The sequence below is a fragment of the Vibrio sp. Vb1980 genome (genome assembly GCF_033338615.1).
Lineage (GTDB): Bacteria > Pseudomonadota > Gammaproteobacteria > Enterobacterales > Vibrionaceae > Vibrio > Vibrio alginolyticus.
This window is the reverse complement of sequence record NZ_JAWOSZ010000001.1, coordinates 578,462-597,629: the sequence shown is the minus strand read 5'-3', so window position 1 is coordinate 597,629 and position 19,168 is coordinate 578,462. Positions and strand designations below refer to the sequence as shown.

Here is a 19,168-nt window from a genome sequence, read left to right as displayed (position 1 = left end):
CTTAAGAGCTACGATGGCGTTTACTCTCTTTCGTCTAAGTCAGTTCAATTTGACGCAAAACCCCAGACTCAGAAGCGAAATCTTGGTCGTGACTAATCAGAACAAATCCACCTTTGTATGTCTTTAATGCCTGACTAAGCATTATTTTTGACTCGAGGTCGAGATGGTTATCTGGTTCATCAAGCAGCAGCAAAGGCTGAGAATTTTGGTGGCTGACTATCAGCATCGCGAGCTTCATCTTCTCGCCACCGCTCAGTAGGCGCCCCAACCGAAACACAGCATCTCGACGAAAACCGATCCCGGCCAATAAGGTCCTCGCTTCACTTTCCGTCATCTCTTGGCAGCTCTCCATTACGTTTTCAAGTAACGAAAGATTTGGATTCACTGCGCCAAAATGTTGGTCGAGATAATACAAAGGCGTATTCACTTGCAACTCACCACTCTGCAACGATAACTCGCCAAGCAATGCCTTTAACAAGGTTGATTTTCCGCAGCCATTTTTCCCTTTGAGATGGACTTTGTCGTTCGCAAAAATCTGCAACGTGATAGGTGTAGAATTCCCAAAAGGTAATATACCTTCTTGTATCGACAATACTTTTCGCGAACGGTTCGGATTATCTGTAAGATAAAACTTTTGCGCCTTGAGCTGCTCATGTCGCGATTGCAACGCCTGTTCTTTGGCTTGTAAATGCGCTTGTCTGAGTTGCTCATTCTTATTGCGATTTGAGGCACTGGCGGTCGCGCTATCCTTTTTTCCATCAAGCAAAATTTTGGGCTGACTGCCGTCTTTGCGCAGTTTGTTCCCTTGCGCGGCGCGTTGGTCTGCTTTTTCGCGATTTTTCTGGGCTTGCTCGGCTAACCGTTTTTTCTGTTTATCGACTTGCGCTAACTGCCTCTCGACCGCTTGCAGTTCAGTGCGTTTTTTCTCGGCGTACACATCGTAATTTCCACCAAAAGCCTGTAAACCTAGGCCCGATAGCTCCCAAATTTCCTCCATCTCTCGCAGCAGCTCACGATCGTGACTGATGAGTAAAATCGCGCCGCTGAAATGCGTCATAGACTCTATCAGCCATTGTTTCGCCTCGGTATCGAGGTGATTGGATGGTTCATCGAGAATCAAAAGCTCCGTTTCGTTTTCAAACAACTGCCATAGCTGCAAACGTGCCGACTGACCACCACTGAGCCGAGCACAAGAGAAATCAGGGTCTTGCGGTAATCCCATCGCAGCGAGCTGCTGTTTGAGTTTTAATTCAATATCCCACTGCTCGCCAACCAGTTCGAACCAATGTTCAGAAACATCACCTTGTTCAATCTGCTTTAAAGCATGCAAGACCGCATCTTTGCCCAGAAACTGGGCGATCGATTGCTGACCTGAAAGCAGATCAGACGGCTGCTGGCGATACATCATGAAAGAAGAGGGAGCAGTCACAACACCGCTGGCAGGCTGAGTTTCTCCCGCTAAAATGGAAGCCAAAAGCGACTTGCCGATGCCATTGCGCCCAACCAAACCAACACGTCGTTTAGTCATGGAACAAGAAATAGACTGGAATAGCGTATCGCCATTATCAAACTGATGGCTAACATTAAAAGCTTGTAAAACTGGCATAATTTGCCTCCTGTATGACAGGGACAACAGCCGTAGCTATGATTTGAAATTGCAACAAAACGCGTGCACAAACGCATTAAGCTCTATGTAAAGCTCGACGATATACGTCAAATCAAAAAGTCGTCTTGTTGCAAAGAAATATCGGAAAGTGAGCTACGCCTACTAACCCTGCAGATCCAAAAAATAAGTAAAAATATGGATGACAGGTTTAGTTCTTCATGTTGGCGTAATCTCCTAGAGAAATGATGCGCAGAGTGTAGCCGCTTTTTTGTTCAAAAAGCAAGCTTTCTAACCAAATGTGAACAAAAAGAAAGTTTCACAGTAAGTTGTTATATCACATTAACTTTTTAACAAGTCTTTGAACAATTTCGAGATCTTAGCAACACAATTTTTGTCCAAGCCATACTATGCTTAGGGTAAAGATAATCCACATAAGGGCGTGGTTATGAAATACAAACATATCCTTGTTGCACTCGAACTGTCAGATGAAAGCACCGTGCTTATCGACAGAGCGGTATCAATGGCAAACTATCTCGACTCCGATATCTCCTTTATTCATATTGATGGTACGCACGGAGAAATCTATCGTGAGCTTGTAGACATTAAAGAAAACCCGGATCAAAGGCCGTTGAATGAGCATTCAATGGGATGTTTAAAGACATTTAGTGATTACATGGATTACCCACTTAAACATTTCTTCGTAGGTACTGGCGACTTGGCTGATAAATTAGAGGTCACCATTAAAGAGCAAGAAGTGGATCTTCTGATTTGTGGCCACCACCAAGATTTCTGGAGCAAGATTATTTCTTACTCCAGACACTTAATTAACAAGTCACCGGTGGATATTCTAGTCGTCCCTATTCATGATTAGTAAAACGTAACGCTTCCCAAAACCACCAATTTATTTGGTGGTTTTTTATTGATATTGAAACAGCTTAAACAGTTTTCCAAACTAGCTTGGCGATCATTTATGAGTTACATTTTCTAACCAACCCGCGCTCCTACTGGGCATGGTTACTTAGATAGCAAGGATCCCTATGGCAAATAAAAAAGTACTCATTCTCTTTGCTCATCCTTCCCAGCATCGTTCAGAAGTGAATACTCCACTTTTCAAAGAAGCTCAAAAAATTGAAGGCGTGACATGTGTTGATCTCTATGGCGAATACCCTCGTTTCGATATTAATATCGACCGTGAGCAGCAACGCTTACGTGAACATGACGTGGTGATTTTCCAATTCCCACTATATTGGTATTCAACGCCTGCGATTTTAAAAGAGTGGCAAGATCTGGTTTTGGAATATGGCTTTGCTTACGGTACAGATGGCACAGCACTGCAAGGCAAGACCATGCTTTGTGTGCTGTCTGCAGGGGGTAAAGAAGAAGCTTATAAGGCAGAGGGCTACAACCACTTTACGATTCGTCAACTGCTTGCGCCTATTGAACAAATGTCCGCACTGACAGGCATGAACTACATTGCCCCTCTCGCGATGTTTGGTGCACGTACAGCAGATGAAGAAGGGCGAATCCCTCGTCATGTTGAGCGGTACAAGAGCCTGCTAACAGCTTTAGTCGAAGATAGGTTGGATGTTGAAGCTGCGGCGTCATTAATCAAGCTTAACAGCGCATTGCCAGAGCTCATTAAGGAGGCTTCATGACAGGAATATTCTTACAAGCCTTCGTATATTTGATTGCTGCTGTAATTGCAGTCCCACTTGCTAAGCGTTTGGGACTTGGGTCCGTTTTAGGCTATCTCATCGCAGGTGTGGTCATTGGCCCAATTATCGGTTTAGTCGGTGAAGAAACAACAACAATCCAGCACTTTGCCGAGTTTGGCGTGGTGATGATGCTGTTTCTCGTTGGCTTAGAGCTCGAACCCAAAATGTTGTGGGCGATGCGCAATCGCTTAATGGGCTTAGGAGGTCTGCAAGTCGGCGGTACCGTCGCAGCGATTATGGGTATTGCCTTGTACTTTGACCAGCCTTGGACCATAGCCTTAGCCATAGGTTTGATCTTCGCCCTCTCTTCTACTGCGATTGTTTTGCAAACTTTTAGCGAAAAAGGATTAACGAAGACGGAAGGTGGACAAAACGCTTTCTCCGTGTTGCTTTTTCAAGATATTGCAGTGATACCAATGTTGGCGTTCATTCCTCTATTGGCCTTACCTGAATTAATTGAACAGGCACAGTCCGCGGCTCAAGCAGCCGCAGCGCACCATGAAGAATTAAGCCTCGTTGCGGGGTTGCCTGGCTGGGCATACGGCATCGTAATCACAGCATCGATTGCAATCGTCGTCGTTGGTGGACACTTTTTAAGTCGACCTCTGCTCAATTATGTGGCTAGCTCTGGTTTGCGAGAAATCTTTACCGCAACTGCACTCATGCTTGTCATTGGTATCGCTGCACTGATGAGTTTAGTGGGCTTATCTCCTGCCTTAGGAACCTTCTTGGCTGGCGTTGTATTGGCGAACAGTGAATTCCGCCACGAGTTAGAATCCAATATCGAACCATTTAAAGGCCTATTGTTAGGTCTGTTCTTTATTACCGTTGGCGCAGGGATCAACTTCTCGGTCCTTTTTGGTGATTTCTGGTTGGTCATGGCATTGACCATTGGCGTGATGGTTTTGAAAGCCTTGGTGCTGTTTATTCTTGCACTGATATTTAGGGTGAAAGGAAGCAACCGCTGGCTGTTTACCCTAAGCTTGGCTCAAGCAGGTGAATTCGGCTTTGTGCTTCTAAGCTTTTCAGTGCAAAACCACGTCATCCCATTTGAACTTTCACAAACTCTTGCGTTAGTGGTTGCGATTTCGATGTTCCTGACACCAGGTTTGTTTATTCTGTTTGATAGAGTGATTCTGCCGCGCTTTGAAAGCCAGTCAAATGAACGCGAAAGCGATACGATTGAGGAAACAGGCACGGTGATCATCGCCGGCATCGGCCGCTTTGGACAAATAGTGAATCGCCTATTGGTATCAAACGGCGTGACTACCGTGGTACTTGACCATCAATCTGACCAAGTCGATAACATGCGCCAGATTGGCACTCGCGCCTATTTTGGCGACGCGACTCGACCAGATATGCTACATACAGCCGGCATTGAGCACGCCGCTGCGTTGGTTGTGGCGATTGATAACCAAGAATCGAGTGTAGAACTGGTGAAGTACGTTAAGCACACGTACCCAAAAGTAACAGTGATTGCACGTGCCTTTGACCGTGGACATGGCTATCTTTTGCGTCAAGCGGGGGCTGATATTATTGAATCAGAGACCTACCATTCTGCATTGGAGATGGGCGGTCACACAATGAAAGCCCTTGGCATTCACCCCTTCTTTGTTGAACAACAGAAGGCGACATATAAGCGTGTTGAAGCACGTAAGTCAGAAATACTTTACAAAGCTTGGGAAGATGATTCTGAAGGTGAACGCTATGACAACAATTTCCGACAACTGTTTATTCAGTTAGAGGAGAAAATGGCGGAAGAGATGCAAAAAGATCGTCATGACAAACTATCGCGGTCAGAACGTGGTTGGACACCGCCACCTAAAGGTTACGCCGATGACTTTAATGAAGATAACGTCCAAGAGCTAACACCACCAAGAGAAGAGTCTATCCAACGATAACGCACTCCATATTAAAAACCTCCCGCTTGGGAGGTTTTTATTTTTTCAGTACAGAGCCACACGCCGTGCAGGATAAAATGATCTTCTCGATATTACATAAGATCATTCATTAAAATCTCATACTCTTCGTTTGCTTCTTCCACTAAATGAGAAAGCTCTAACGCATCAGTAACTGCAAGATTGAACTGCCACGGAGTTGTGTCTTCTTTACCACAGATTCGAGTTTCACACCCACGACTCTCAAAAGACAAATCATCAAACTCTGTGGTGTAGCGCTCTTGAAGTTCAACAATCTCAACTTCTAATTTACCAACAGGGTTAACTTTAACGTGGGCATGTAACTCCGAACTGTTAGACAAACAATAATCTCTATGAACCGCAATCATGGCCGCCTCCTTGGTCTGCCAACTGACAACTCAACATTGAGTGTAGACGAGGGATTTTGAACGTGGCGTGAAATAATAATGAAGATTGATCTGTCTCATTAGAACAGACAATTGTTGTCATGAAGGCATGAGCCAGTATGAATCTCATCTGATTTAAATTGTTCTGAGATCGTAATAGTTGGCATTTACTGAGACTTTCCCTATTATCGAAACAAAATTACTGTGGTCATTCTTTAGAGGTCAGTATGGAGCTTGAAGCCGTTGCTAAAGCACTAAAAGAGTTAGGGCATCCGACTCGTTTAAGTATTTACAAAGAAGTCGTCAAAGCGGGATACAAAGGTATCGCGGTAGGCGGCGTACAAGAAAAGCTTGGCATTCCAGCATCCACTCTCTCTCATCATATCTCGAGCCTTGCTTCAGCTGGTCTTCTCACCCAGCGCCGCGAGGGTAGAACCCTTTTTTGTGTTGCAGAGTATCAGTGCTTAGATGACGTAATTGGTTTTTTAAAAGCAGAATGTTGCGTTAACGAGTGCTCATAAATTTCTAGCAAAAACGAGAGAGTTTGAGTTTCTATTGAACTTCAGCAGAACGTGAATGACGATGAAAAACATACACACCGAAGTTGCTAAGCTCGGTGTGTACATCTTCTAGTTCGCGACAAGTAACATCGACGACTTAGATGGTACGATTAACTTACCGTCAGTTGGAATGATTTGTTCTGTCATCAAATCAACCCAATTGCCATCGATTTTTAATGTCAAAGACTGTTGACGCTGTGATTTATTAAGCACCACAATACCTTTGTCACCTCGCTTAAGTACGAGCATGTCATCGTTACCTTCAAGAACACTCATCGGCTCGCCATGCGTCATATTATGGAACTGGATCATTTTTGCCATTCTCGGGTCGCTCCATGCACCTTGCCATCTTGGCTGACCATTTTTACCTTTAATACCGCTGGTGTTTAAGTCGGTATAAATCAACGGCACACCACCATCTCGGCCTAGAATATAGGCATAAGCTAACCATTCGTTTTCCTCGTCCATGATGAGATCAAGAAAGACATCATTGTTAGGAATATCATGTGTGATAGCAAATGTAATCGCACGACCGGGGGACAGAGCCTGACCAAAACAATAGGGATCAATCAGAGACTTGAAGCTGCCCTTTTTAGCAAACGCCTTAAACATGGTTGAGAACAAAGGGAAATCGTACGCACCTAGGCGAGTTTCCTGTAGATACGGCTCAAGAAACAGCTGATACTCTTCTTCCGTCGCACCGCCATCGGTAATAATTTCACCAAATATATGCACATCCCGCGTGATATCGTCTGTCCAAACACGCTTAAGATGCTCTAACGTCATGTGTTTCGCAGCGTCAATACGAAAACCTTTCACACCAATAGCTTTCAGCGCCTTTAGGTACGCTCGCTGCTGCTCAACAACATGGTCACAAACACGAAGAGTTGGCAAGCCAGGATCGGTTGGCCCACCTGTGATACGTCCGTTTTGAACCTGCCACTTATCTTTCCAGTCTTTGATGCCGAATGCTTCAACAAAGTCCTCTTCATCAAAAAGTGGTTGAGATAGATCGCCAAACAACGCTAGCGACTGATATTTCTGCTTGTTGTTCTGGTATTCCTCCAAGACCTCTTGTCTTGGGTACTGAAGGTCTCTGCGAAGGTGGGCCTCATTTGCCATATGGTTAAACACTACGTCGGTATAAACCCACACACCAACTTGCTCCAGTTCACGAACCATATGAATAAAATCTTTGGTATCACCCAAGGCATTATCGATAACACGATAATCTTGTGGTTGATAACGCTGCCACCAGCGCTCATCGTGTGCGCTTTTCATTGGTGGCGAAACCAACACAGAGCCATAACCAAGCTTGCGGATTTCTTTTGCTCGTTGGGCAATGTCAGCATACTTCCAATCAAACGCATGTAAGATAACGTTTGCACCGAATGATTGTGTTTCCTGTGAGCCACTCATGTTGTTCTCCTGCTCGTTTCCACTCACGATTACTTGTTTGCATTTTTTTGTGAGTGAATTCAATAATCGAAATTATAAAAGCTATTCATCAGAGGCACTCACCCTTTTAGCACTAACTCAAGGCTGAAATCGAAGGCGTAGCGACTCATCCATTGCACAGCGATAAATCGTTCTGAGTGAATAACGGGCACACAACATACAACCCAAATAGCCCAACACAAACCTAAAATATTGTTTTAATTAGCAAAAACTTCAATTAAAAAAGATAGAACATAAGACCTATGTACGCCCTAAAATAGGCCCAAAGGATAAAAATAGCCAAGCCAACCCGTTGAGTAATCAATTGTTAATAAAACGAAACTGGCAGGTGGATCACGTTTGGCGCGTTTCAAAAACCCAGTAAATCACCATACCTAGCGTTAAAAGACTAAAGATTTCTGTTTGTATCTGTCCCGAAATGACTTCAAAATGCGAAACTTAGCTTATCTCTATGGGGTATGCTCTACCTTGGAGGATAATAATGAATATCAAAGAATTTTCTGACCTCGTCGGGCTATCTGCTCATACACTTCGATACTATGAAAAAATCGGTTTACTTAAACATGTCCATAGAAACGCGAGTGGACATCGAATGTATAGTTCGAAAGATCTAAACTGGATAAGCTTTGTTAAACGTTTAAAAGAAACTGCAATGCCACTTGAAGAGATTCTAGAATATGCCAAATTAAGGGAAGTCGGCTCTCAATCTGTACCACAACGTCAAGCCCTGTTAGAACGCCACCAAGAAAACCTCAAACGCCACATTGAGCAACAGAAAAAGCACTTATCGGCTCTAGAAGAAAAAATTGCCTTGTATAAAAAGCGGAAAAGTTCGTTGACTTAGAGTTAACTCTAACGATTAAGGTGTGTTTACGTTTATTCACTAGGAACATACCGATGGAACAATCACGCTTTAACAAAGGATTAGAACTACTCTCTCAAATTGATGGTGACGCTGGTCATAATGTCATCGAAAGCTTACAAGATATTTGTCCAGATTTAGCTCAGTACACCATTGAGTATCCGTTTGGCGATATTTATGCTCGCCCGGGCTTAGACCTAAAATCGAGAGAAATCGCAACCGTCGCCGCGCTAACGGCAATGGGGAATTGCGCGCCGCAACTAAAAGTGCACTTAAATGCAGCGCTGAATGTAGGCTGTAGCGAGGATGAGATTAAAGAGATCATTTTGCAGATGTCCGTCTACGCAGGTTTTCCCGCGGCATTAAACGGCATGTTTGCATTCAAAGAAGTGCTAGCGGAAAGAGCAGAGTAATAACGACGTTGAAATCAATTTAACCGCAATTAAAAACGGCCCTTGGGGTTCGGGCCGTGATTAAAACAACGAGTGAATTAGCGCTCAGGAGTTTCAAGCAGTTTAACCGCGCAATCTACCGCGTTGTTAATGCCTTGACTGCTCTCCAACTTGCCTGAACTTGCAGGACCAAGGGCACAAGAATACAAAGCCAGCTGCTTATCGAACGGCAGATCCAACTGTTCATAGAGATTTTGTCGGATTCTTGCATGTTGTTCTGGTTCTTGGTTAGCAAGGCTAATCAACGTTTCATAAATAAGCGTTTTCATGTCTTTCCCTTTTCACTTTATTGCACGGGGTGCATATATATTGTATCCATTTGGGAAGCACAAATCAGAAGCTAGGTCACAGAACGCGTCGCTAAAAAAGTTTATGTGCGCGGTAAATTGCAATACAAACCTAAAGCCGTTTAGAAAAAGGGCAACTGATAACTCGATAGATCAGCCGATTAACTAGCATTCGCCGCTGTTTGTTTATAATCGTGTCCGATATAAACAAAAACGTCGCTGTATCAGCGACGTTTTATCTCGACTTTAGTTAATCGAACCTGTTTAGTTGAAGTGCACTAGCATTTCAACGTCATCGCCTTGCTCTGGAGCCTGAAGAGCGAAGTGCACGTACCCTGCTTCAGTAACAGGAATCGCAAGGTATTCATTGCTGCCTGCATAGTTGGACGCATACTCGTGCTGCTCTACTGTAGGCCAATGCTCCCTACTCGCGTATAGATCGACATTACCAGTTTGAGAGTGAGCCGTTAGCCATACACGAACCTCTTCAACACCTTCAGGCACATAAACTGCTGCATAACGCTGCTTGTGAACGGTAAGCATTTTGGCTTCACCAGACTCTAATACCACAGGTGCTAAATCATCTTGCACTTGGGTTGGCGGTGTTTGCGCTTCCACTTCTAACGCAGCCACAAGATTCACTGAGTCATAGCTATCACGTCCAGTTAAGCTGATGTAGTAACGACCCGCTTTAACGTAACCATCTTGCTCTGGTTCAAACACAATCTCTTCATTGCTGCCATCAGCATATTGACTCATTTCGAAATCATAGTAATGCGCGACTTTGTTGTAGCTCATGTAAAGATCCGCATCACCCGCACCCTCAATAGATACATTGAAGTTAACGGTGTTGGCTGGAACATCAACGTAGAACAGTTTTTCGCTGTATGCTTCGCCACTGAGCTGAAGGCTTTGGTTCGCCGTCAATTCAGTCACTTGTGCTTCAGGGCTTGTTGGTTCTGTTGGCTCTTCTGGGTCTGTATCAGGTTGCTCAGGTTCCACTTTTAATGTGTCCAACCAACGTTCAAACTCAGCATCGTATTGTTGACCTAAAGACGTCACCTGCTGTGCCCATTGTTCGAACTGGCCAGAGCGCGACAATGCCAACAAGCTTTCGACGTCTTGTGGATGATTTTCTAACATGAATCGAACAGCTAGATAACCCCAACGATAGATACGATTGGTATCGTGAGAGTACGTGGTATCAAACACAGTGGAAAGGCTCAGTTTACCATCTGCAATCAGCTCAATCGCAGCTTGGTAACCTTGCTTGTAATGCATGTATTCAGCAAAACCTTCTAGCCACCAAACAATATGACCATGAGCCAAGTTATCGCTGAACGAACCGTATTGGTTAAATCGTGCATCTAAATAGTGCGTGTATTCATGTTCTAGGTTCAAGATAGAGAGATCTTCACCATTCGCGTAGCGATAAGCGACGAAACGCGCAGTATTGTCCGCTTTTGAAGGGTCACCTTCTAGGTACTGACCACCGTTGTCCGTTGTATTACCAAATAGGAATGAAGAGTAATCAACGTAACTAGTGTTACTCGCGAATACCGCCACTTCAACACGATCATTCAAATCATCAGCGACAGGTTGATTACCCGTATTCGCAACTCGATGGAAGTCGGCTTCTTTTGCCGCTAGCACTTCACACGCTTTCGCTGCTTGAGCATCGGTCAGATCCTCAGAGCGAATAATGGCAGGTCCCTGACATTCAAAACGATTTGGCATTACACGTGCAGCTAAATCTTGCTTGGCTTGCTCAATATTCAGACCATTTAGGCCTTCTGGTGCGTAGTAGCTCATCATTTCAACGGCAGCAAGCCATAGTTTGTCATGCTCACTACCCAGTGGATAACGCTGCATCACCTGTTGCATTACTGCCAATGCTTTGCGTTTGGTCTCCTGATCTGGGCTCGCGAGCAAACGACCAGTTTCACGTAATGCATTGAAAACGATAAAGCTTGCATCCGTATCTAATGCCCAAGCATTATCAGATGCGAATTTCACCAACGTATCAATATGGTGTGTATTGTTTGCCATGTATCGGTAGAACGCATCGTTCGCCGCATGGCCTGCCATAGAGCGGAACAAGTTGTTTAAACCATCGACCCATTGCGTGTCCTGCGCGGTTTCACGATTAAAGTGCATCAACGCGGCCATCATGCTATCCATGGTCAGCGGCAACTGCTTAACGTTATCAACCATCAAAGTCAGGCTCTTCATTGCACCAACTTGTTCACGACCTTGATCCAAAGCATGAGGGTTGTTTAGGAATAGGTTCGTCGACTGAGCAAAACGCTGACTCAACGCTTGCGAAAACTCAGGTGTACCAGTACCAGCGTTGTAGCGAACGTAGTAGGCCGCTCGAATAAATTCGCCTAGGTTCTCTAGAATACGAGCTTGATCTGCTTCACCACGATAGCGAGCGATTTCTTGATCCAGCGCGACTTGGATACGGCTTAGGCTCGCTTCACTATAGATATCATTCAGCGTTTCTGAAGGTGCTGAAAACCAAGCGTGGTAGCAATCATACTCAGCACCAGAAACGGCAGTAGCCAGATCTCGCGATTGTTGTAAATCAGCAACAGCACACTGATTTTGTGCAAAAGAGAAGCCAGACACACTCGCTAGCATACAAGCAAGCGCCAAACGATGGCGCGGGAAAAAACGGATATGAGACATAACAACACTCATTGATTATTAACATACATTGAGTGGGGGTTTATATTCTTTACAGCTCAAACAGTGAAATCAGTGTCATAAAATTTATGAAACCGCTCCCAAAAATAGGTCTTTTACTCTAATTAAATGGGAGCAGTCCCACTCCAAAAAAACTCACAATTATCAATAAAAACATTAATTTACCTTTTTCTAAATAACGACTTTATGAGGAAAATTGCCCTTAAACGCCCCCCTTAACTCTTCCAGATAGAGTTCACGACAATCAAAGGTTCTAAATTAAATTTTGATGCTTGATACCATCTATTTTTATTTGTGACTCATTCCCAATAAGTCATAGAGTGCATATCAAAAGGTTGGCATTAATGGTAAATTCTCCGCCAAATCAAACACATTTACTCCTCCAGTCATTGATGAGTGAATAAAGCAGATATTTGGCTAGGGATAATACATGTCACTTTGGGGATTTTGGGGAGCGGGGATTGCCTACTTCATGACAACGTTTGCCTTTGTTTTTGGCGGCATTTTTTGGTTATGTTCTGAAGGTAATACATTAAGAGAAACAAAGCGCCAATCATCAATAATGTCCGGGGTTATTGCTTGTACTATTGGAACTTGGGTGCTTGCTTTTGGTGTTTACGTTTACGGTTACTTTTGGGATAACTCTTCTCACTATTATTTTTATTTGCTCGCTCCATGGGGACTTGCCATTTTTGGGGTAAAACTTCGTAACCGCTGGGTTAAGCAATACGCGCGTGTAAAACACGCAAAAGAAGAACAGTGGCAAAAGCACTGGCGAGAATTATTAGGGGAAGATACTGAAGAGCTTCCACCATATACACATGATTACGAGCTCTACTCGGGCATTTGGCAAGCCAATGAAGCGCTTCAAGAACAGTGTTTTGCAGCCCTTCCTCACGGGAAAGCAGTCTACGAGAGAGTGAAAGCCTTCCAAACGATGGCCTCCCCCGCTGGTGACATAAACAATCAAGTTTTGCTGAGTAAACTCGATCAACTAGAGGATGAAATCATTCAAGTTCTTGAGCAACACTCGCAAAAGAAAGTAAGCATTGAAACTGGCGCAGGTACTTTACACAAAGAGTCAAAACGCAATGTTTATCACCATGAGAATGGCCCAACAGAAGAGCAACTGTACGACTCAATCAACCTCCAACATGATTTGGATCGAGAGCTACGCAACATTATCTATGATCGGCTCGGTTACGATGGCGAAGATGAGTACTTTTTCCTCCAAGCGCCACTCGAAGAGCTTACCGAGAATGAAACCGCAATCAACTGGATGCTCTGGGGGTTAGTAAGCAACCATTTTGCTGTTGACCCATACCAAACGGCGTTGGATCTCAGCCTAATGAATGCGGAACCAAGATGGGGGCAAAATGAACGGTTTGTAATGATTACGGCTCAATAAACGCAAGTACTAAGTCTAATTTTAATACAACCTATTCTGAGACCACCCTCGCGTTGGTTAACTTAGCCAGTAAGCGGCCAACGCGATCGCGCATTTCACGTCTATCGACAATCATATCTAGCGCACCATGCGCTAGTAAAAATTCACTTCGCTGAAACTCGTCTGGTAACTTTTCACGTACCGTTTGCTCAATGACCCGTCTTCCCGCAAAGCCAATACTTGCTTTAGGTTCACCAATATTGATGTCTCCTAACATGGCTAAACTCGCCGAGACGCCACCATAAGTTTGGTCCGTCAATACTGAGATATAGGGTAATCTGTGCTCAGATAAGTGGTTTAACGCGGCGCTGGTTTTTGACATTTGCATTAGTGCCACCAAAGACTCTTGCATGCGCGCCCCTCCGCAAGCGGAAAAACATACTAACCCAGATTTTGTATTAATTGCGCTTTCAACTGCTCGGACAAACTTCTCGCCAACCACTGCGCCCATCGAGCCTGCCATGAAAGAGAATTCGAATGCACACGCAACAACAGGCAGCCCCAATAACTTGCCCTCCATCACCACCAACGCATCTTTTTCTCCAGTCGTTTTCTGTGCTAAAGCTATTCGCTCTTTATATCGCTTTAAGTCTTTAAAACCCAAAATATCTTGTGGCTCCAACTCACTTGCCAACTCTTGTTGTGTTCCATGGTCCAGAAAAGAGATCAACCTTTGACGCGCAGCCATTCTCATGTGATATGAGCATTTAGGGCATACTTCCAAATTTTCTTTTAACGCGGCACGATAAAGTATTTGTTCACACTCAGGACACTTTGTCCAAACGCCCTCAGGGATAGACGCTTTGCGCGAACCTATTATATTTTTATTCTCAAATAACCGTTCTAACCAGCTCATAAATTCACCACTATTGATTACGTTCTAGCGCGATATCTCGTTGTTTGTTCGCTTAAACTTGTAAATAAAATTGTATGTAACTTAGTACAGGGATAAAGTGCGATATGCTGGCTTGATAATCCAATAAAGTGGGATAATGAAATGTTTGATAGCGTTGACCAAATCTGGTTAAAAAGTTTTCACTGTGTTTATGAGAACAACAGCTTTAAGCGAGCCGCTGAGTGTTTGAATATACCAACATCAAATATCAGCCGACACATTGCCCTGCTTGAAGAAAAGTTAAACATTAGGTTGTTCAATAGAACAACAAGGCGAATGACGCCTACCGAGGCTGGAGAAGAGCTCTATAGCAGCACTCGTCCGTTATTGGAGCAACTCAACGCCGCACTAGAAACGGTAACGCGCCACTCGCACACGGTAACAGGGGAACTGCGAACTCTTATGCCAGACACACCTGTACTGGCCAAAGCGGTTGTCACCTTTTGCACGCAATACCCGTCAATCTCTTTGTCTTGCGATACAACGCTAAACCCTAAAGATGATGTTATTGACAGCTTTGATGTCATTTTGAGTTTTCATAGAGGGACTTTGTCAGACAGTAACTGGGTGGCGAGAGAGATAAAACGCTGGCCCAGTGCCATTTTAGCCGCGCCTCAACTAATTGAGAAATACGCCCCCCCTTACAAAATTACGGATCTAAGTCATGTTCCCTGCATCACGACGCTTACCGCAGTAAATGGTGCACCATGGGTATTCAGAAACCCTGCTGGGGGCCATATTACTCAAACTGTGCAATCTTCATTCAAAGTAAACAGCGGTCATCTCGCCAGATATGGCGCGTTATCAGGGCTTGGATACGCAATATTGCCAATTGAGTCATGCCAAAATGAGATCAAAAATGGTGAGCTAGAAATCGTCACTCTAGAGTACGAACCTGAGGATTTAGTGCTTTACGCCTTTTACTCGTCAAGAAAACATGTAGCTAAGAAAATATCTATGTTTGTTGAACATTTAAAGCAAAACGCAAAACTTAACGCCTAGCTAAGCTTTACTCAACTAATTTATCGTATTCTGTTTTATCGTCTAGAAAGGACAAACACCGCTAAGCGATTTGAGACTCGATTTTTTCAAATAAAAAAGCCAGCAATTAACATTTACTGGCTTTTATTAAAGAGGGTCAGTTGGCGTTTAGATTCTAAACGCTCCTACGTGACGATCGAGTGTTCGCGATAGCTCCGCGAGTTGTTGACTTGATTCTTCTAGTTGCTCACTCGCTGTTAGCGCACTTTTCACTGAGTGGCTGACGGTATCCATGTTCATATTAATTTCGTTTGCTACCGTTGATTGCTGTTCTGTTGCGGTTGCTACTTGAGTATTGATATCTGAAATAGTCGTCACTTGTGCAGCTATTGCTTCTAAAGCCTGTCGAGCTAACTCAGTTTCTGCCGTTCCTTCTTCAATAAGAGTCTTACTATTACTCATTGAATTCACCGCACTTTGAGCTTCAGTTTGTAGCTGGTGAATCATATTGTCAATTTCATCGGTAGAATGAGCCGTTTTAGTCGCTAGGTTGCGAACTTCATCAGCGACTACTGCAAAACCTCGGCCGGCATCACCAGCGCGTGCCGCTTCGATAGCCGCATTGAGAGCCAATAGATTGGTTTGCTCCGAAATACCTCTAATCACCTCTAGAATACTACCAATCGACTGAGTATTTTCAGCAAGACTCACGATAATGTTGGAAGTGCTGTTCATCTCGTTTTCAAGATTAGTCATCGCCGTTTTGGTTCTTTCTAGCGTCGTGTAGCCATCTTGCGCTTCATTACTTGCTGCACTCGCAGCATTTGCCGCTCCGGCAGCATTGGAGGCAATTTCATTGACCGTCGCAATCATTTCGTTCATGGATGTGACAACCAGCATGGTTTGCTCGTTCTGCTCTTGCCCTCTTGTGAGCGCTTGTTGAGATTGCCCACGCAAAGCGACAGCTGAACTATTAAGCTCCACACCAGTATTTACAACTTGTGTAATAATCTCATGTACTTTCCCAACAAAAACGTTGAAAGCAGAAGAAATTTGCGCGACTTCGTCATTACCTTTCGCTGGCAAACGAACGGTTAAGTCTCCGTCTCCTTTTGAGATGTCTTGTAGAGCGTCTTTAAGCGAAGAAAGCGGTCTCATCAGCTTATTTAGCAGAAGTGACAGAATCAAAACACACATAACGAAGATCGCCACCATAGAGATCAACTGGTAAGTAATAATTCCATTCGTCGCTTGGCTCACTTCGGTAATAGGAATACCAATATCAAAAGTACCGTATAACTGACCATCTACATAAATTGGTGCCATGATGTCAAACACCCATACTTTCTGGACATCGGCATACCACTTTGAGTACTGTTGAACACCTCTCGTCGCGCCTTCAACAGTATATTCATCATTATAGGTTTTGTTCAGCTTGTGCTTATCACTGTGGGCTACTGCCGTTACGTTACGGTCAATTACAACGGCATAACTCACGTCTGAACGTTGTTTCAGCCCCTCAACAAGCGATTGTAAATCTTGCATTGGATTGGCTGAGTTCTCCAAAATATAACTCGCATTTCCCGCTAGAAACTCAGCTTGAACTTGGGATTTGTTTAAGATGATGTCATCGATTTTCTGACTCGAAATTAGGTACGTTGATGCCATACTCGCCACGACAGCAATACCAAACATGGCGCAGACTGCTAATAAGATGATTCTTTTCATTATAATTGTCTCAATACAATTCAATTGATGCTCATTAATCGAGCGCTAAGCCTTTCTTCTCCAAAACCAACCAAACTGCATTTTGGGTCTGTTTGGCAGAGCAAGACATAACTTTATAACTATGTATCTGCTTGGTTCCCGATTACTTTAGACAGAAGGAAAAAAGTCTTCAAAACGTCACATTTCTACGAGGTTTGGCGAAGGGACGAGTACGCAAAAGGAAACGTTTGCATAGTTAAATTTAACTATGCGACCAAATTGGTATCGAACATTAAAGAAAAGACTTCTAATTAGCGTTTTGACTATCGGGATCGCTTTGGTCAGTGCTCCCGTTTTATCATTTAGTATCTCAGATTCGAATATTAGAGCCACAATCGCAGCGGTTGTAATACGAGATGCTTGATGAAGCGAGAATGACTTGGTTTGTAGATATGGCAGCGATGTCGGATCGAGTGATTATCAATCAAAAATCGGCAGAAAAATAGGCAAACCAAGGCATTAAGCCATTACCAATGCAAAAAGAAAGAAAAAGAATCTTTACCACAGAGTTTAACTCGTCAGCGATATGTATCCATGCATACCCATGTATAAACCAACTGCACTGATCAAGACGCCCGATAAGTAAGGAGCTCGACGTGCAACATCATTCAAACCGCTCCATTTAGATGTCGCTTTTTGCACGCCCACTGCTGCCACAACGCCAACAGCAACCAGAGTCAAGGCTAAGCCAATACTGAATGACACAACTAAAGTCGCACCAAGAGTCATTGCCTTAAGCTGCAAACAGATAAGCAAAACCGTTACCGCAGCAGGGCATGGAATCAAGCCGCCCGTTAATCCAAACAGCAGAATTTGCCCATTCGTCACGTCTCGATTCTCAAAGCGTTTTTGAATGTCTAAAGCGTGAGCGCGTTCGTGAGCATCTTGATATTCCTTATCTTCGCTTTCTAAATGAGAACCAGGACGAAAATGTACATCAAAGTCATGGGTATGATCATGGTGCCCGATGATCAAAGTGACAGAAAGTCCATTAGAGACTTCAATGCAAGACGCCGATTCCAAGTATCCATCACGCTCTATAAAGTGATAGATATCAGCAGGTTGATAACCATCACTCAATACCGAAACCTTGATACCTTCAGCAGTTAAAGGTTTACCGCTGAGTGTTCGCAACTGGAAACGGTGATGCTCCCCTTCCTCTGTAATCGAAAGCGAAACATGCCCATGTCCTGTATCCACAACTTGCGTCGTCCAATCGCGAGCATGATCCTGAGCTTTGTTCCAAGCTCGCTCATCGCTCCATGTCCGCCAAAACATCCATACGCCGGTTGTCACGATAATGACCCCAGAGATAAGTTGCATCCATGGTTCAGCCGCTTCAGCGGTGAATTTCTGGCTAATATACATCCCGCCAACAGCGATTAACCATACAATTGCAGTGTGAGAAAGTGTGGCAGCTAAACCCAGCATCACGGCTTGTTTGACCGTTCCTTTCACAGCGACAATGAACGCCGCCATCATCGTTTTAGAGTGCCCAGGTTCTAAACCATGCAAAGCGCCAAGCAAAATGGCACTGGGAATAAAGAACCACCCATTACCTTGTTGTAGTAACGCGACAAAATCCATTGTTGTTCTCTGTTGTTGATTCTAATTTATCGCAAACTATACTCCCCCCTAGTATTAAATACTACCCCCCAGTATAAATTGAGTGCTACATTATCAGTTAGAATAACTCGGCCCGTAACTTAAAGAAGATAAGACATGTCGCATACAACCAGAGATCAAAAGAAGCTCAACACTCGAGTCAGTAAAATACAGGGTCAGGTGAATGGACTTAAAAAAATGCTGGAAGAAGAGCATGAATGCCAAGATGTGTTGCAGCAGATTGCCGCTATTCGGGGAGCAGTAAATGGTTTGATGCGAGAAGTAATTAAAGGTCACTTACTTGAGCACGTTGTACTTGAGGAAGACAAAACTCAACGTGAAAAAGATATGGAAGTCGTATTAAAAGTACTGGACTCTTATATAAAGTAACCCTACTTCGCTAGAGTAAAGTCACTAGGGTTACACTCGAATATATCCTTTATATGTAATCGCTTACTAAGCGGGAAATAACAATTCCATTTCATATTGATTAAGTTGAAAATGGAACCTATATCGGTT

Annotated in this window: 17 protein-coding genes; 9 read left to right on the top strand and 8 right to left on the bottom strand. The window is 43.9% G+C overall.

Features of this window, described 5'->3' with window-relative positions; all coding sequences use genetic code 11:
- Positions 1-34: 34 nt before the first annotated feature.
- Positions 35-1,606 carry an ATP-binding cassette domain-containing protein gene (locus tag R7F64_RS02655; protein ID WP_318071428.1) on the bottom strand — a complete coding sequence of 524 codons (1,572 nt, stop codon included), beginning with the start codon at positions 1,604-1,606 and terminating at the stop codon, positions 35-37.
- A 445-nt stretch (positions 1,607-2,051) separates the two neighbouring features.
- On the opposite strand from R7F64_RS02655, the gene R7F64_RS02650 reads away from it, so the two are divergent.
- From R7F64_RS02650 to R7F64_RS02640, 3 genes are all read left to right on the top strand, one after another.
- The gene (locus R7F64_RS02650) at positions 2,052-2,477 is read left to right on the top strand and encodes a universal stress protein (RefSeq protein WP_104976479.1); all 426 of its coding nucleotides are present in this window, start codon (positions 2,052-2,054) and stop codon (positions 2,475-2,477) included.
- 166 nt (positions 2,478-2,643) lie between these two features.
- Entirely contained in the window at positions 2,644-3,261 is a 618-nt protein-coding gene (locus R7F64_RS02645) for an NAD(P)H-dependent oxidoreductase (RefSeq protein ID WP_005375391.1), read from the top strand.
- Positions 3,258-5,222 (top strand): monovalent cation:proton antiporter-2 (CPA2) family protein, encoded by a 1,965-nt coding sequence (locus R7F64_RS02640; RefSeq protein WP_318071427.1) that lies wholly within the window; start codon positions 3,258-3,260, stop codon positions 5,220-5,222. Before R7F64_RS02645 ends, R7F64_RS02640 begins: the two co-directional genes overlap by 4 nt.
- Positions 5,223-5,314: 92 nt before the next feature.
- Here R7F64_RS02640 and R7F64_RS02635 read toward each other — a convergent pair whose 3' ends face one another.
- Positions 5,315-5,608, bottom strand: coding sequence for a hypothetical protein (locus tag R7F64_RS02635; protein WP_318071426.1), 294 nt, complete (start codon positions 5,606-5,608; stop codon positions 5,315-5,317).
- Positions 5,609-5,853: 245 nt separating this feature from the next.
- Here R7F64_RS02635 and R7F64_RS02630 point away from each other — a divergent pair, with 245 nt between their 5' ends.
- A complete protein-coding gene (locus tag R7F64_RS02630; RefSeq protein ID WP_005375388.1) occupies positions 5,854-6,147 on the top strand; it encodes an ArsR/SmtB family transcription factor in 294 nt (97 codons plus the stop codon).
- 108 nt (positions 6,148-6,255) lie between these two features.
- Here the strand turns inward: R7F64_RS02630 and R7F64_RS02625 are convergent, their stop codons facing one another.
- On the bottom strand, positions 6,256-7,605 hold the full coding sequence (locus tag R7F64_RS02625) for an alpha-amylase family protein (protein WP_318071425.1): 1,350 nt from the start codon (positions 7,603-7,605) through the stop codon (positions 6,256-6,258).
- A gap of 520 nt (positions 7,606-8,125) precedes the next feature.
- On the opposite strand from R7F64_RS02625, the gene R7F64_RS02620 reads away from it, so the two are divergent.
- Positions 8,126-8,488, top strand: a complete 363-nt coding sequence (locus tag R7F64_RS02620; RefSeq protein WP_318071424.1) for a MerR family transcriptional regulator — start codon at positions 8,126-8,128, stop codon at positions 8,486-8,488.
- A 53-nt stretch (positions 8,489-8,541) separates the two neighbouring features.
- On the top strand, positions 8,542-8,919 hold the full coding sequence (locus R7F64_RS02615; protein WP_042521541.1) for a carboxymuconolactone decarboxylase family protein: 378 nt from the start codon (positions 8,542-8,544) through the stop codon (positions 8,917-8,919).
- 77 nt (positions 8,920-8,996) lie between these two features.
- Here the strand turns inward: R7F64_RS02615 and R7F64_RS02610 are convergent, their stop codons facing one another.
- Complete coding sequence (locus tag R7F64_RS02610) at positions 8,997-9,227, bottom strand: PAS factor family protein (protein ID WP_005375384.1); 231 nt, start codon at positions 9,225-9,227, stop codon at positions 8,997-8,999.
- A 282-nt stretch (positions 9,228-9,509) separates the two neighbouring features.
- Positions 9,510-11,936, bottom strand: a complete 2,427-nt coding sequence (locus R7F64_RS02605) for a M9 family metallopeptidase (protein WP_005375382.1) — start codon at positions 11,934-11,936, stop codon at positions 9,510-9,512.
- A gap of 448 nt (positions 11,937-12,384) precedes the next feature.
- On the opposite strand from R7F64_RS02605, the gene R7F64_RS02600 reads away from it, so the two are divergent.
- Positions 12,385-13,362 (top strand): hypothetical protein, encoded by a 978-nt coding sequence (locus tag R7F64_RS02600; protein WP_065275418.1) that lies wholly within the window; start codon positions 12,385-12,387, stop codon positions 13,360-13,362.
- Positions 13,363-13,393: 31 nt separating this feature from the next.
- Here R7F64_RS02600 and accD read toward each other — a convergent pair whose 3' ends face one another.
- Positions 13,394-14,257 (bottom strand): acetyl-CoA carboxylase, carboxyltransferase subunit beta, encoded by an 864-nt coding sequence (gene accD / locus R7F64_RS02595; protein ID WP_017821534.1) that lies wholly within the window; start codon positions 14,255-14,257, stop codon positions 13,394-13,396.
- 141 nt (positions 14,258-14,398) lie between these two features.
- Between accD and R7F64_RS02590 the strand changes: the two genes are divergently transcribed.
- On the top strand, positions 14,399-15,298 hold the full coding sequence (locus tag R7F64_RS02590; RefSeq protein WP_318071423.1) for a LysR family transcriptional regulator: 900 nt from the start codon (positions 14,399-14,401) through the stop codon (positions 15,296-15,298).
- A 147-nt stretch (positions 15,299-15,445) separates the two neighbouring features.
- Here R7F64_RS02590 and R7F64_RS02585 read toward each other — a convergent pair whose 3' ends face one another.
- Both R7F64_RS02585 and R7F64_RS02580 read right to left on the bottom strand, forming a co-directional pair.
- Positions 15,446-17,005, bottom strand: coding sequence for a methyl-accepting chemotaxis protein (locus R7F64_RS02585; protein ID WP_065275420.1), 1,560 nt, complete (start codon positions 17,003-17,005; stop codon positions 15,446-15,448).
- 549 nt (positions 17,006-17,554) lie between these two features.
- Positions 17,555-18,631 (bottom strand): nickel/cobalt efflux protein RcnA, encoded by a 1,077-nt coding sequence (locus R7F64_RS02580; protein WP_065275421.1) that lies wholly within the window; start codon positions 18,629-18,631, stop codon positions 17,555-17,557.
- A 135-nt stretch (positions 18,632-18,766) separates the two neighbouring features.
- On the opposite strand from R7F64_RS02580, the gene rcnR reads away from it, so the two are divergent.
- Positions 18,767-19,039 (top strand): Ni(II)/Co(II)-binding transcriptional repressor RcnR, encoded by a 273-nt coding sequence (gene rcnR, locus R7F64_RS02575; protein ID WP_005375370.1) that lies wholly within the window; start codon positions 18,767-18,769, stop codon positions 19,037-19,039.
- Positions 19,040-19,168: the final 129 nt, after the last annotated feature.